This window comes from Proteus faecis, assembly GCF_030286765.1.
GTDB lineage: Bacteria > Pseudomonadota > Gammaproteobacteria > Enterobacterales > Enterobacteriaceae > Proteus > Proteus faecis.
Genome location: NZ_JASVWV010000019.1, coordinates 1 through 12,999 on the forward strand (window position 1 = coordinate 1; position 12,999 = coordinate 12,999).

Genomic DNA, 12,999 nt, shown 5'->3' on the forward strand with positions numbered 1-12,999 from the left:
AGACGGGGATTTTTGCCGGTAAAGAGGGTTTTGACATTACGGTCGGGAAGCACACCCAACTGGATGGTGCGGTTATCGCATCAGAAGGAAATGCGGAGAAAAACCGCCTTGACACGGGGACACTGGGTTTTAAGAATATTGAGAATAAAGCAGAATACCGGGTGGAACACCAGGGCGGTAGCCTGAGCACCGGTGGCGGTGTGGGAGATAAGCTGATATCCAATATGGGCAGCGCGCTGGCCATGGGGGGGAATAAAAAGGAAAGCAGCCATAACACCACGCATGCGGCAGTCTCTGACGGTAAATGGATTATCCGGGATACAGAACATCAGACGCAGGATGTGGCGACGCTGAGCCGTGATACGGAGAATGCTCATTCAGCGCTGAATAAAATCTTTGATAAAGAGAAAGAGCAGAACCGGGTAAAAGAGCAGCAACTGCTTGGTGAAATTGGTGTTCAGGTCAGAGATATCGTGCGGACTGAGGCGACAATCCGAGCCACGGAAAAGGCGAAGGCAGACTTTGATATCCGCAACTATAAACAGGATGATATCGATAAAGCGAAAGCGGAGCTGATTGCTGAAGGTAAGAGTGCGGGTGACAGGGATATCACTGCACTGCTATTTAACAAAGAGGTTGAGAAAAACTTAGCGGAATCGGGCTTTGGCACCGGCGGTAAGTATACCCGTGCCATGCAGGCGGCAACGGCAGCGGTTCAGGGCGTGATGGGGGGAGACCTGAAGTCGGCGCTGGCGAATGGTGCAGCACCGTTTATCGCAAATGAAATAAAAAAACATATCCCGGATGAAGAAACCGATGTCAAACTGAAACGCACCATTGCTCATGGTATAGCGAATGCCGCCCTTGCGCTGGCCAAAGGTGAGAATGTTGCGGCGCAGGCGACCGGGGCGATGACAGGGGAAGCCATCGGTATACTGGCCGAATATATCTACAACAAACAGCCGGGTGAACTGACAGAACGGGAAAAAGAGAATGTCAGTGTCTGGGCAACGCTGGCGTCAGGTCTTGCCGGTGGTCTGACAGGCGGAGATACACAGAGTGTGGCGAACGCAGCTCAGGCAGGGAAAACAACTGTTGAGAATAATACATTTGGCCCCAATACATTTTTTGGACAAATGGCAAACTCCGTAAATCCAGATGCAACTTTAGCATTTGATTTAATGGGTAAGGGAACCGCAGTTGATGAAATTAATAAGGCTATAGAATATAGTCATCAGCGGCCATCGTGGGGAGTTGAGTATAAGGTGAAACCTTATGTGAAGGGTGAAGCTGCTTTGGGAATAGGACCAGGGTATTTTTATGATGCCAGTGTTGACCCATCTCAGTTTGCGATTAATGGAGGAGAAACTCTGGCGATTGGAGGGCGTGTTTCAGGACAAGTAGGCATTCAATTTGGTCCATATTTTCCTGATATGGGTGGAACTGAGCGAAATACTTCTTTTGGTGTGGGATTTGGTGTGGGTAACATAGAAATTTCCCATGGAAAAGATGGTGTTGGATTAAGTTTAGGGGCCGGGCCTTCTTGGGGATGGAGTGGTATATCTAAGAGTATAGGCGGCGAATCTATTGATATAAATGGTTCTTCAGGAACTGAAAAATACAAGTATGAATTTAATAATAGCGGGGCTGATAAATGAATATCGAAATGATTATCAGTGTGCTATCTATGGTTTCTTTCTTTTTGTCATTTTTCTTTTACGAAAGAAAAAAGAAGGTTCCACTTACCTCAAATAAAGCAATGAACGATTTTTTCAGTGGGGTTTTCTTTTTAAGAGAAAATAACATTAATTTGATTGTTGGGCGGTGTTCAATATTTTTAGGAATACCAGCCTCTTACTTTATTGTATTCGTAAAAAATAGATATGGAATTGAATACCTTCCATCAATAATTTCGTTGTGGATTGTTGCAGTTTATTTTTTTATATACTCATCAGTGTTAGGTGATAGAGAAGTTATTAATCGAGATTTTTTTTATGAGTTATTTGTTTCTAATGGGGAAAAAGGCTTTAGAATTTATTTATGGTGCGTTAGGTTGATTTTTATTTCATCAATCATGTTTGCTTTTATCTTTAGATAAGAGTTGTTGAAAACAATATGCTGAACGTGACAGCTACTGAAACAGCAGCTAATACGGCAGCAGCAATAGCCGGTGCTACAGGTAATGCCAGTAAGGATACCGGGAATGATAATAGCTGGAATGGACGGAAATAAACAGGGCTGTTGAGTATGGCAAAAGTCAGGGTGTTAAGGTAACGGTAACTCAGGTGAAATAATATGAATAACATAGTAAAAATGGCATGGGCCTCTGTAAAAGCGAATGCAGATTTTATCTGTGTTGAAACTTATTCTGGTTACAGTAGTAATCGATGTGATCCTCAAGGAGTTCAGTTACTGAATACACCTAATATTGGTGATAATGAGTTAGGTATTATGGTGAAGAATGCGTTGGCTCATAGTCGCTTTGTATTACCCGCGCCCCGTACAGATGTATGGATACACCCTGAAGCAACATTCGATATGGAGCTTTATGACTTTAAGCGTACAGCAGAACGCTATGCTGATTGGGTAAAGAAACTCATGAAGCAGTATGGTTATAAAACTAAAAAAGCCTTATTTAAAGGTATGAAAAGCTGTGATATCTCTTGTGCTAACGGCGTAATTACAATCTCACCATCGCGCCATGAGAAGCTGGAAGCATGGGGAGCTACCGGACGTGGCGGTAGCGATAATGTCATTTTGCCAGCAGATAGTTCACCTGAAGAGATCGGCGCTGGTCTCAGGCTGGCGCTGAGTCGATGTATTGGTTAGTTATTATTTTTCCATGTTATGGAGGTCGGGATGCTTGGTTTTAGTGTTGGTCTGATCATGTTAGGGTTCGTGGTGTTCTTCCCGGTTATTTATTTAATCGGCTATGGTTTTACTTATTTTGATTCGTGGCGGTTAGGTAAGGAAATACCTCGGCATAAAATAAAAGTTAATGTCGTGCTCGGTATTATCCTTGGGGTCATATTGGGCGGGGTTGCACAGCATATATGGGATGGCCTAAATGGCTGTATGCAGCTAGGTTATTCCTTTGGTAAATGTTTTTTAATGTTAGATAAAATGTGAATAAATTAAAAATTGATAGAATAAATCCCGGCCTTGCGCCGAGATCGTCATTAAAAGTACCTCAGAACTTAAACTCCGCCTCAATCACCAGCCGGCCCAGCGCCGGGATCTTACTGCCTGCCGTCAGGCTTACCCACAATGCCCGTTCCCGCGTTTGATCACCGGCAGATCGCCGGTGATCAAGCGCGCCGGGGAAGGAGTTAAACCACTGGAGCATCTTCGGCCTGTTGACATGCGTCACGCTCAGCCCCTCGGCGCAGCCCCACAGCTCGCGGCTGTTCTGGGTGGTGATGACGATGCAGCCGGGCATCACACGGATTTTAACCTGCATCCCGTCAGTAAATCCCGCCTGTTCTATCCACTCGTCGCGTAAAAATATCGCCTTATGTACGGCCCGGCTGTAGAACTCACAGCGGGTGGGGGGTGCGGCGCTTCAGTTGTACACGGTTCTGACTTACAATTGCGTTTAGCCATAGTAACTACTCCTGACCTTTGCGCATAAAGCAAGAACTTGTGTTGGTGATGAATGTCAGAAAGTTATCCGTGACATGGTAGATACCAATGTTCGTCAACAGGAAGAAATTAAAGCTGTTTGCTCTACATTTCCAGAGCAATGCCAGCAACAGTATGGCTATCTGGTTGAGCAGTGGGAAGCTTTTGATACAGCCATCAAACAGCAATGGAATGGTCAGGATTTGGCTAAAATAGACATGAATAGTCCGGAATGGATGAAATATGCGCTGTTTGTGTCAGACCCTGAAAATCAAGTGGCAGTGGCTTCATTAGGTCTATTGGCAAAGGATATCGGCGTTGCAGCTATTTCCTTTTATGCGTCGCAATACAGCGACTGCGACTGTCAAAGCATCCGAAGTTGGGATTCAATGGGGGCAGGGGAATATAAAACAAGGAATGCCGTGGGAAGATTTTGTAGGTAAATCGTTACCTGCTAATGCCCGTTTACCGAAGAATTTTAAAACTTTTGATTACTATGATGGTGCAACAAAAACAGCAATAAGCGTCAAGTCTATGGATACGCAGACAATGGCAAAATTAACAAATCCTAATCAGGTGTACAGTTCGATTAAAGGAAACATTGATAGTGCAGCTAACTTTAAAGGTTATACGCTATTTAATACACCATTAACACCAGGATGATTGTTAATAAAGAAATTCAGTTAGCTGTTCCTGTGAGTACAACAAAAATACAGTGGGCGGAAATTAACCGTGCTATTGAATATGGTAAAAGTAAAGGCGTTGAAGTTAAAGTGACACAGGTGAAATAAATATGAAATTTAATAAAGATCAGGATTACTGGGCTAGTGTGTATTGTACAAAAGAATTTTTACTAATTGAAACGCAATCAGGTTTCGGAAGAACTAGTTCAGATCCTCTCTTCCCTCCTCATTTATTACAGCCTGATGCTAACGATCAATGTGTTGGTGAAGCCGTCTTACAAGCATTATCAAATAGCAGAACATTAGTTAATTTAGAGGATCGCATTGTTTTTTTTGACCGTGAAAAAGGAAAAGAAAAATACACGGCATGGATAGAAATGTTGATGGATAGATATGGATATAAAACAAAACGAGCATTATTCAAAGATATGAAACATTCTATTATACATCTTACAAACGGTGAAATTACAATATCGCCAATGCGCCATGAAAAACTAGAAGCTTGGGAGGGACTTGAACTGTCGGAGAATGTTATTATTACTGTTGATAACTCTCCTTCTGAAATCGGTGAAGGTCTCAGGCTGGCGTTAACTCGTTGCAAAGATTAAACAGAGAATCCCGTCCATTGTGGCGGGTTTTTTGTATACAGAAAAAATCTTGGTCAGGCTCAGAGATATTTGCTCTACGTTTTTTGGGAGCAGATAAGACAACACCAGCTGGGATTTTGCTGATAGAGAGGGTTTTGATATTACTGTCGGGAAACTCATCCAGTTGCATGGCTTTGTTATCGCTTTATACCACGCATGCGACTGTCCCTGAGGGTAAATGGATTATCCGGGATACAGAACATCAGACGCAGGATGTGGCGACGCTGAGCCGTGATACGGAAAATGCGCATTCAGTGCTGAATAAAATCTTTGATAAAGAGAAAGAGCAGAACCAGGTAAAAGAGCAGCAACTGCTTGGTGAAATTGGTGTTCAGGCCACAGATATCGCGCAGACTGAGGCGACAATCCGAGCCACGGAAAAGGCGAAGTCAGACTTTGATATCCGCAACTATAAACAGGATGATATCGATAAAGCGAAAGCGGAGCTGATTGCTGAAGGTAAGAGTGCGGGTGACAGGGATATCACTGCGCTGCTATTTAACAAAGAGGTTGAGAAAAACTTAGCGGAATCGGGCTTTGGCACCGGCGGTAAGTATACCCGTGCCATGCAGGCGGCAACGGCAGCGGTTCAGCGCGTGATGGGGGGAGATCTGAAGGCGGCGCTGGCGAATGGTGCAGCACCGTTTATCGCAAATGAAATAAAAAAACAGATCCCGGATGAAGAAATCGATGTCAAACTGAAACGCACCATTGCTCATGGTATAGCGAATGCCGCCCTTGCGCTGGCCAAAGGTGAGAATGTTGTGGCGCAGGCGACCGGGGCGATGACAGGGGAAGCAATAGGGATACTGGCAGAGTCTGTTTATCATAAAAAAGCGCATGAACTGACAGAGCAGGAAAAAGAGAATGTCAGTGTCTGGGCAACGCTGGCGTCAGGTCTTGCCGGTGGTCTGACAGGCGGAGATACACAGAGTGTGGCGAACGCAGCTCAGGTAGGAAAACAACTGTTGAGAATAACTATCTGACGGGAGCAGATAAACGAGAAGCAGATGAAAAATATGTTCGTTGTAACGGTGATAAAGATTGCCAATTAAAAGTTGTACGTGAAACTAATGAACTGAGTCAACGTAAAGATGATGAGTTATTAGCATATAAACAACAGCTAGTTAGAGAAATGGGGAAAGAAATGGAAGCGGCAGTGATCGCTTGCCAAGGTGATATGGAATGTCAACGCAAAGAATATGCAACGATAAAAACAGATTATGATAACAGCTATAGAGAACATGTAAAAATAGTCACAGAAAATACATCTTTGGGGGATTTGGATTATCAATATTATCCAGATAACACACGAGTTGAGAGTGTTATTGATGGAGTTGTGAATACAGGCCCAGAAAAAGTAGTAGATCTTGCTACAAATGTGACTAACTATGTAACTAATCATTCTGCTAGTGAAATGCTTGGTGATACCCTCCAAGTTGGTAAAACAGTTATTGGTATCCCTCAGGAGTGGTTGAGTCAAGATATTCCCGCTCAGTCATTAGAGAAAGCTTTATTTTCCTTAGGTGTATCAACAGGACATGAAATTGGTGAAGCTACCTTTTACAACATGGCTGGTACATCAGTAGTTTCTGTTGGTGGGAAAGCTCTTCAGTGGAGCAATGGCAAATGGATCCCTGTAAAAATAGGAAATCTGGAACCAGGAAACCCTTTAAGCACAAGTATAGTAAGAAATGGTGATAGATTAGTCCTTAATCAGGGTAATTTACCTACATGCGGCCCTAATTCGTGTGCAATGGTTATGAATACTTCAGGGCTGAATTATGATCTCGGAAAGTTAATTACTGATGCTAAAGTTACTCCTCAGGGAGCTCGAATGAACAATTTAGCTTCAGCAATGAGAAACCAAGGACTTGCCGATGCTCGCTTTATATCTAGAGTATCCGTTGAGGAGCTTGCTGTTGCAACATCAAAAGGAAATCCAGCAATTGTTGCAATGAAGCTTGATAGAGGTGGTCATGCGGTAGTTGTTGATGGGATTACAGTCAGGAACGGTCAAACTGTTGTTGCAATACGGGATCCTGCATTGGGAAGACAATATTTTACCCCTATTGATGAATTTAAAAATAAATATATGGGACAGGCAATAATCACGTCACCGAAAAAATAATAAGGAGAACATATGAATAGCAAGTGGGATTTATTTTCATTGCAGGGAAATGTGATTAGGGAGCTAAGCGGCTTTTTGTTTATTACAATGGTTGATGGTTCACTTAAAGGATTTATAGCGGATTCAGATAACATAAATAGTACAGATAAATGTACTAAGATAATTTTATCTGAAAGTAATATTAAAAAAATTTTTGAGCAAGATGAAACATTTGGAAGTTTAGTTGGCAGCGAATATTTTTATTTTGCTATGCCCATCATATTGAAAGATGTTGTTGTATGCCAGGAAAATCATGAGTTTATATTGATTGAAAGTAGTGTTTTAATATTATTCGAAGATGATATAAAACAAGAAATATTTATTTGATAATAAATCAGTGTCTCTAAAAATAGAGATCCCCAGTCCCACACAGGGATCTCCTTAGCCGCTCTACTCCCCCTCAGCCAGCCGGATAATCAACTGTCCGGCTTGGTGGGTGAGAGTAACATTGCTACCCACCGTAAAACCTAACTCACTCAACCACTTGTTTTACATGAGAGAGAAAGTCGGTGGTTCAGGGATTTCTGCTGTTGGTATCATCGACTCTAAAAGCGGAGGACGACCGGTTAATATTATTGGTAAAGGCTCTCAATTACCTGATGGTTATAGCCCAAAAGATACCTCTGTAAGGTAAGCGTTTATAGTAATACAGGTAAAACAGATGCTTACGGAGATACAGTTTATAGTAACAATGGTGGGTATTATACATTTAAGGATGGCATAAAAATGAAGGTTATGTAAGTACACGACCCTGTACACGATTCTGTGTAAATGCCTTTTCTCAGAAGTGACCGTCCAGGCGGTCACCGAACTCGATAATAAAGCGGCTCATTGCCATACGCCAGTCCCGCAGTGGCATCGTCCATTTCTGTGAAGCCGCCTGGATTGCCAGCCACACGACCTTTTTCACTGAGTCATCCGTCGGGAACACCTTGCGTTTTTTGATGGCATGCCGGATTACGCTGTTCAGCGACTCGATGGCGTTGGTTGTGTAGATGACTTTGCGGATATCTGCCGGGTAAGCGAAGAACGTCGCCAGGTTGGTCCAGTTTGCCTGCCAGCTCCGGCTTATCTGCGGGTAGCGACTGTCCCAGGCGCTGGCGAACGCTTCCAGCGCCTGCTGGCCTGCTTCTTCTGTGGGGGCCTGGTAGATGGCTTTCAGGTCGCGGGTGACGGCTTTGTAGTCCTTCCAGGAAACGAACCGCAGGCTGTTGCGCACCATATGCACGATGCACAGCTGGATGCGGGCTTCCGGATACACCGTGTTGATAGCGTCCGGGAAGCCTTTCAGCCCATCGACACAGGCTATGAGAATATCGTTCAGGCCGCGGTTTTTTAGTTCAGTCAGCACATTGAGCCAGAACTTCGCTCCCTCGTTTTCGGCCAGCCACATACCCAGTAACTCTTTCTGGCCTTCGATATTGATACCCAGTGCGAGGAATACGGATTTATTGATTACGCGACTGTCCTGCCGAACCTTCAGGACAATACAGTCAAGATAAACAATGGGATAGACCGCATCCAGTGGCCGGTTTTGCCATTCGACTACCTGCTCCATAACGGCATCGGTGACCTTCGATACCAGCGCCGGTGAGACATCAGCGTCATACAGCTCTTTAAACGCAGCCGCTATTTCGCGGGTTGTCAGGCCTTTGGCGTACAACGACAGGATCTGGTTATCCATCCCAGTGATCCGGGTCTGGTTTTTCTTCACAAGTTGCGGTTCAAAAGAGCCATCACGATCGCGCGGAGTGCGTAGTTCCAGGGGGCTATCACCGGTGATAACGGTCTTTGTGGAATAGCCATTGCGGGAGTTGGCACCCGGTTTAGGCTGGTTTTTATCGTAGCCCAGATGGTGGGACATTTCAGCGTTGAGAGCTGCCTCAACGCTGATTTTCTTCAGCAGGCGATCGAACTGGCTGAGATCTTCAGGGGTTTTGAGATTTTTGGCCAGTTCGTTAGCCAGAGCCTGCAACTGTTTTTCGTCCATAAATTAACCTGCTTTTGATGTTGGATTGAACATATCAAAATCAGGCAATTACACAAATCTATGTACAGGCTCTCCGCTTTTGGCACAAAGCGGCCTGTCAGATTAGGTTTAGATCTGTGCCGTAGCTGTGTCAGGTTAAATCTGAGCTAATACATATAATAGTCACTTTTAAGGTTCTTTCATGGTCACAGTTAACCTTCATTGCCCCCGTTGCCAGTCCGTTCAGGTTTACCGTCACGGGAATAACCCAAAAGGACATGATCGATTTCGCTGCCGTGACTGTCATCGAGTGTTTCAGCTCACTTACCGTTACGAGGCCCGTAAACCGGGAGTTAAAGACCAAATCACTGAAATGGCTTTCAACGGTGCCGGAGTTCGCGATACTGCCCGTACGCTGAAAATCGGCATTAATACTGTCATCCGGACTTTAAAAAACTCTCGCCACGAAGAATAACTTCATCCCCGGTCGCTCATGCTGATATGGCACTCATCTGCGAACTTGATGAGCAATGGAGTTTTGTCGGCAGTAAAGCGCGACAGCACTGGCTCTGGTACGCGTACAACACGAAAACTGGTGGCGTTCTGGCCTACACTTTTGGCCCCCGGACTGATGAAACCTGTCGTGAATTGCTGGCGCTGCTTACCCCTTTTACCATCGGTATGTTGACCACTGACGAATGGGGTAGTTACACCAGAGAGTTATCGAAGGAGAAGCATCTGACTGGTAAGATTTTTACTCAGCGCATTGAGCGCAACAATCTGACCCTGAGAACCCGAATCAAACGTCTGGCCCGCAGAACTATCTGTTTCTCGCGCTCTGTAGAACTTCATGAAAAGTCATCGGTGCCTTTATCGAAAAATATATGTTCTACTAATTGGAGTCACCACCCTCTTCAATATGAATTAGGAAAGTATAAAGTGGCGCTAACTGAATAAAAGAGTGAGCCAATGTGCTTACTAATTTTGGCTCGAACAGTTCGATGATGTCATAATTTTCTTTAATGACGGAAAAAGATTTTCGATTATACCAAGTGGCGATGTCTGCAGGTTGTTCGGGCTTCAAACGGCGTTTATATGTTTCGCCTACCAGTTCAAATGCTGGTAAAAGATGATCTGTAGCATTTCGGAATTCATTTTTGCGACAAATAATATTTTCCCTTACACGATCCATTGTAGCTCGTGTAGCAGAGTAATAGCCCAACCCGTAATAAAAACTATCAGGTCTGATTTCAAAGAAATAAACTGGAGAGTCAATCCAAAACTTTTTATCTCGTTTAAACGTCAGCCACATTCTGTTACGAAATCGGGATTTATCTTTAGAAAAGCGTATGTCCTGATAGATGCGAGATATAGTTTTACCTATTGTAGGGCTCACTTCAATATGGGGGTCTATACTTTGCATTGTAGGTGTGAGTTCTTTAACTAGTTTTTGAAAAGGCTCCAGCAAACATGATTTATATATAGACTTGTTTTTATCGAACCACTCTTTACTGTTTTGCCGTTTTACTTCACTTAAGAAAGAAATACTTTCTCTACTAAACTGACAGTGTGGTGCTGTTGTGATATCCATTTTTATCCCCTATTTAGCATTTACAAGCAAAATATATTTCATTACATAATTATTAGTGATGACGCCAATGGAAAAATAACAAAATGACATTTTGTTGATGTAGATCAATAAGTGTTATTTTGTGTACAAATTTTGCTTTTGATTGTTGGTTTGTTTGAACTATTATTGTAAGGAAATGTATAGCATTTTGAGAGTTGTTAAATTGTATTAATAGTTATTATAAAACGCCATTCACAAAGGAAGAGTAACTATGAGTTGGCTACTTAATAATTATCATACTAATAATTTCATATTGAATATTTTTGTTAGCACAATTCGATATGTAGATATGGTTTTTTCTCGCTACTCATATGTTGTGGGTGGGTATTGCAAAGAACATTTCATTCTATACGGTCTTTTCCTCGCGCTTACTCTTTCCTTGGTCATGATTAATTTTATATTCATAATATACTTAATTGAGATATATGAGTTTTATTGAAAAATCTAACGTTATATAGTCTACAGGAGAAGTATATGTTCAAGCCTAATAGTGTAATTTTATACGTCGATAATGTAGAAGTCAGTACCGCATTTTATGAATCTATTTTGGGCAAGGGGCCGATCGAATCTTTCCCTGGATTCTCCGTATTCTCTCTGAACGATGGCTTTATTTTAGGGTTGCAATCCAAGCATGATATTGAGCCGCAACCCCAGCAAGCATTCGGTGGGTTTGAACTGTGCCTGAGTGATATTTCGAACGAGGAGGTTGATGCTATTTATCGCGATTTTAAAGCCCGCAATATACCAATGGCATTACCACCAAGCAAATTGGAGTTTGGGTACACTTTTGTTGCACTTGATCCTGATGGACATCGTATTCGCCTATGTGCAACGGACACAAGTGGGATCGAGAGGTTGTAATTGAAATGGCCGATGTTATCTTTCCAAGTAGTTGATATCAGTGATCTATTTAGGAATAGATGAACATCGGCTCTAGGTTTGTTATAGCACTCGAGGAGAGACATATGAGAAAGATATGGTTGATCACCGGTGCGGCTCGTGGCTTTGGTCGTGTCTGGACTGAAGCTGCGTTAAAAAGAGGGGATAGCGTTATTGCTACTGCACGTGAGCCGGAGAAATTGGCCGAGCTAGCTGCTGGGTATGGCGAGTATCTCTTGCCTGTGAAGGTGAATGTGTGTGATCGAGCATCTGTTGCGGCTGCGGTGGAAACCGGCTTCCAGGCTTTCGGGCGCATAGACGTTGTGGTGAATAATGCTGGTTATGGTTTGTTTTGCCCTTTAGAGGATGTGCCGGAAAAGGATGCTAGGCAGATTGTCGAAACCAATCTGCTGGGGTCGTTGTGGGTTATTCAGTCGGTGCTGCCATATTTAAGGAGACAAGGGTATGGGCACATTGTCCAGATTTCCAGCATTGCTGGTTTGCTGGCGTTACCTGGCATGGCGATGTACAACGCTACAAAATGGGCGGTGGAAGGTATGGTCGAAACACTGGCTCAGGAGGTTAAAGAGTTTGGAATCAATGTCACATTGGTCGAACCAGGTCCACACCTGACCGATTGGATTGGCAGTTCGGCTGTGCGCCCAGAACGCGGTCAGGCCTATCCCTCACATGAGCAGATGATGCTGCAAAGCTGGCCACGTTTGCCATTGGCCGCTCCTGATGCCGCCGTGGCACCGATGATGGCGCTGGTAGACTCAGATACGCCACCGTTGCGGCTGCTGTTGGGGGAATCGTTAAATGCATTGATCATCCAAGAGGGGCAACGGCGTCTGGCTGGCATCGTATAAATGAATAGATATTTTATCTCATTTTATAAGGCGTTAAGGAACAGTGATGATGGAAAGTGAAGTGCGTGCGAGAAATCGTAATATTGTTGAACAATATATGAACACTTATGGGCAAGCCCGTTTATCTAGGCACGAACTGTTTGATGAGGAGGGATGTGGTGGACTTTGGACTACAGATAGTGGCGAACCGGTAGTTATTAAAAGTAAAAATCAGTTGGCTAAACATGCAGTATGGTCGTTGGCTTGTTTCCCCGACTGGCGTTGGTACAATGTGCAGATATTTGATACACAGGATCCAGATATTTTTTGGGTTGAATGTGATGGTAAAGGAGAGATTAATTTTAAGGGTTACTCCAAAGGGTTTTATCAAAATCACTTCATTCATTATTTCCAGTTTAAAAATGGAAGGATTATCCTTCAACGTGAGTTTATGAATCCTTGCCAGCAATTTCGGGCACTAGGTATTGAAGTACCGAAAATAATCAGGGAAGGAATTCCAACCTGATATTTTTGATTGATTCATCTTTGTCT

17 protein-coding genes and 2 pseudogenes are annotated in these 12,999 nt (G+C 43.5%); 15 read left to right on the forward strand and 4 right to left on the reverse strand.

Going from position 1 to position 12,999, the window contains the following annotated elements:
* From QSH13_RS16720 to QSH13_RS16735, 4 genes are all read left to right on the forward strand, one after another.
* Positions 1 to 1,658, forward strand: a 1,658-nt coding sequence (locus QSH13_RS16720; protein WP_286047526.1) for a polymorphic toxin type 25 domain-containing protein, incomplete at its 5' end; no start/stop codon positions are given.
* Positions 1,655 to 2,098 carry a hypothetical protein gene (locus QSH13_RS16725; RefSeq protein ID WP_073519483.1) on the forward strand — a complete coding sequence of 148 codons (444 nt, stop codon included), beginning with the start codon at positions 1,655 to 1,657 and terminating at the stop codon, positions 2,096 to 2,098. The genes QSH13_RS16720 and QSH13_RS16725, both read left to right, overlap by 4 nt.
* A 197-nt stretch (positions 2,099 to 2,295) precedes the next feature.
* Complete coding sequence (locus QSH13_RS16730; RefSeq protein ID WP_073519484.1) at positions 2,296 to 2,829, forward strand: contact-dependent growth inhibition system immunity protein; 534 nt, start codon at positions 2,296 to 2,298, stop codon at positions 2,827 to 2,829.
* A 30-nt stretch (positions 2,830 to 2,859) separates the two neighbouring features.
* Positions 2,860 to 3,129 (forward strand): hypothetical protein, encoded by a 270-nt coding sequence (locus tag QSH13_RS16735; RefSeq protein WP_073519485.1) that lies wholly within the window; start codon positions 2,860 to 2,862, stop codon positions 3,127 to 3,129.
* Positions 3,130 to 3,190: 61 nt separating this feature from the next.
* Here the strand turns inward: QSH13_RS16735 and QSH13_RS16740 are convergent, their stop codons facing one another.
* On the reverse strand, positions 3,191 to 3,508 hold the full coding sequence (locus QSH13_RS16740) for a SymE family type I addiction module toxin (protein WP_228395572.1): 318 nt from the start codon (positions 3,506 to 3,508) through the stop codon (positions 3,191 to 3,193).
* 169 nt (positions 3,509 to 3,677) lie between these two features.
* Here QSH13_RS16740 and QSH13_RS16745 point away from each other — a divergent pair, with 169 nt between their 5' ends.
* The 6 genes and pseudogenes from QSH13_RS16745 to QSH13_RS16775 all read left to right on the forward strand — a co-directional run bounded on the left by QSH13_RS16745 (position 3,678) and on the right by QSH13_RS16775 (position 7,448).
* Complete coding sequence (locus QSH13_RS16745; RefSeq protein WP_073519487.1) at positions 3,678 to 4,064, forward strand: hypothetical protein; 387 nt, start codon at positions 3,678 to 3,680, stop codon at positions 4,062 to 4,064.
* A pseudogene (locus QSH13_RS16750) lies at positions 4,039 to 4,412 on the forward strand (endonuclease toxin domain-containing protein). Before QSH13_RS16745 ends, QSH13_RS16750 begins: the two are co-directional and overlap by 26 nt.
* Positions 4,413 to 4,414: 2 nt before the next feature.
* Complete coding sequence (locus tag QSH13_RS16760) at positions 4,415 to 4,912, forward strand: contact-dependent growth inhibition system immunity protein (RefSeq protein WP_073519488.1); 498 nt, start codon at positions 4,415 to 4,417, stop codon at positions 4,910 to 4,912.
* Between the two features lie 167 nt (positions 4,913 to 5,079).
* Positions 5,080 to 5,937 (forward strand): VENN motif pre-toxin domain-containing protein, encoded by an 858-nt coding sequence (locus tag QSH13_RS16765; protein ID WP_073519489.1) that lies wholly within the window; start codon positions 5,080 to 5,082, stop codon positions 5,935 to 5,937.
* Positions 5,938 to 6,098: 161 nt separating this feature from the next.
* The gene (locus QSH13_RS16770) at positions 6,099 to 7,082 is read left to right on the forward strand and encodes a cysteine peptidase family C39 domain-containing protein (protein ID WP_073519490.1); all 984 of its coding nucleotides are present in this window, start codon (positions 6,099 to 6,101) and stop codon (positions 7,080 to 7,082) included.
* Between the two features lie 12 nt (positions 7,083 to 7,094).
* Positions 7,095 to 7,448: a hypothetical protein gene (locus tag QSH13_RS16775; protein ID WP_073519491.1), complete on the forward strand. Its 354-nt coding sequence runs from the start codon at positions 7,095 to 7,097 to the stop codon at positions 7,446 to 7,448.
* Between the two features lie 63 nt (positions 7,449 to 7,511).
* Here the strand turns inward: QSH13_RS16775 and QSH13_RS16780 are convergent, their stop codons facing one another.
* On the reverse strand, positions 7,512 to 7,580 hold the full coding sequence (locus tag QSH13_RS16780; protein WP_286039389.1) for a hypothetical protein: 69 nt from the start codon (positions 7,578 to 7,580) through the stop codon (positions 7,512 to 7,514).
* Here QSH13_RS16780 and QSH13_RS16785 point away from each other — a divergent pair.
* Positions 7,558 to 7,755, forward strand: a complete 198-nt coding sequence (locus QSH13_RS16785) for a hypothetical protein (RefSeq protein ID WP_286039476.1) — start codon at positions 7,558 to 7,560, stop codon at positions 7,753 to 7,755. The genes QSH13_RS16780 and QSH13_RS16785 overlap by 23 nt on opposite strands.
* A gap of 147 nt (positions 7,756 to 7,902) precedes the next feature.
* On the opposite strand, the gene QSH13_RS16790 is transcribed toward QSH13_RS16785, so the two are convergent.
* Entirely contained in the window at positions 7,903 to 9,111 is a 1,209-nt protein-coding gene (locus QSH13_RS16790) for an IS256 family transposase (RefSeq protein WP_073519492.1), read from the reverse strand.
* Positions 9,112 to 9,292: 181 nt separating this feature from the next.
* On the opposite strand from QSH13_RS16790, the pseudogene QSH13_RS16795 reads away from it, so the two are divergent.
* Positions 9,293 to 9,986 (forward strand): annotated as a pseudogene (locus QSH13_RS16795) (IS1 family transposase).
* Here QSH13_RS16795 and QSH13_RS16800 read toward each other — a convergent pair.
* On the reverse strand, positions 9,983 to 10,681 hold the full coding sequence (locus QSH13_RS16800) for a DUF2461 domain-containing protein (RefSeq protein ID WP_073519494.1): 699 nt from the start codon (positions 10,679 to 10,681) through the stop codon (positions 9,983 to 9,985). The pseudogene QSH13_RS16795 and the gene QSH13_RS16800 overlap by 4 nt on opposite strands.
* A 513-nt stretch (positions 10,682 to 11,194) precedes the next feature.
* On the opposite strand from QSH13_RS16800, the gene QSH13_RS16805 reads away from it, so the two are divergent.
* The 3 genes from QSH13_RS16805 to QSH13_RS16815 all read left to right on the forward strand — a co-directional run bounded on the left by QSH13_RS16805 (position 11,195) and on the right by QSH13_RS16815 (position 12,973).
* Positions 11,195 to 11,581 carry a VOC family protein gene (locus tag QSH13_RS16805; RefSeq protein ID WP_073519496.1) on the forward strand — a complete coding sequence of 129 codons (387 nt, stop codon included), beginning with the start codon at positions 11,195 to 11,197 and terminating at the stop codon, positions 11,579 to 11,581.
* Between the two features lie 104 nt (positions 11,582 to 11,685).
* Complete coding sequence (locus QSH13_RS16810) at positions 11,686 to 12,468, forward strand: SDR family NAD(P)-dependent oxidoreductase (RefSeq protein WP_073519497.1); 783 nt, start codon at positions 11,686 to 11,688, stop codon at positions 12,466 to 12,468.
* Between the two features lie 46 nt (positions 12,469 to 12,514).
* Complete coding sequence (locus QSH13_RS16815; protein WP_073519498.1) at positions 12,515 to 12,973, forward strand: PhzA/PhzB family protein; 459 nt, start codon at positions 12,515 to 12,517, stop codon at positions 12,971 to 12,973.
* The last annotated feature ends 26 nt before the right edge of the window (positions 12,974 to 12,999 follow it).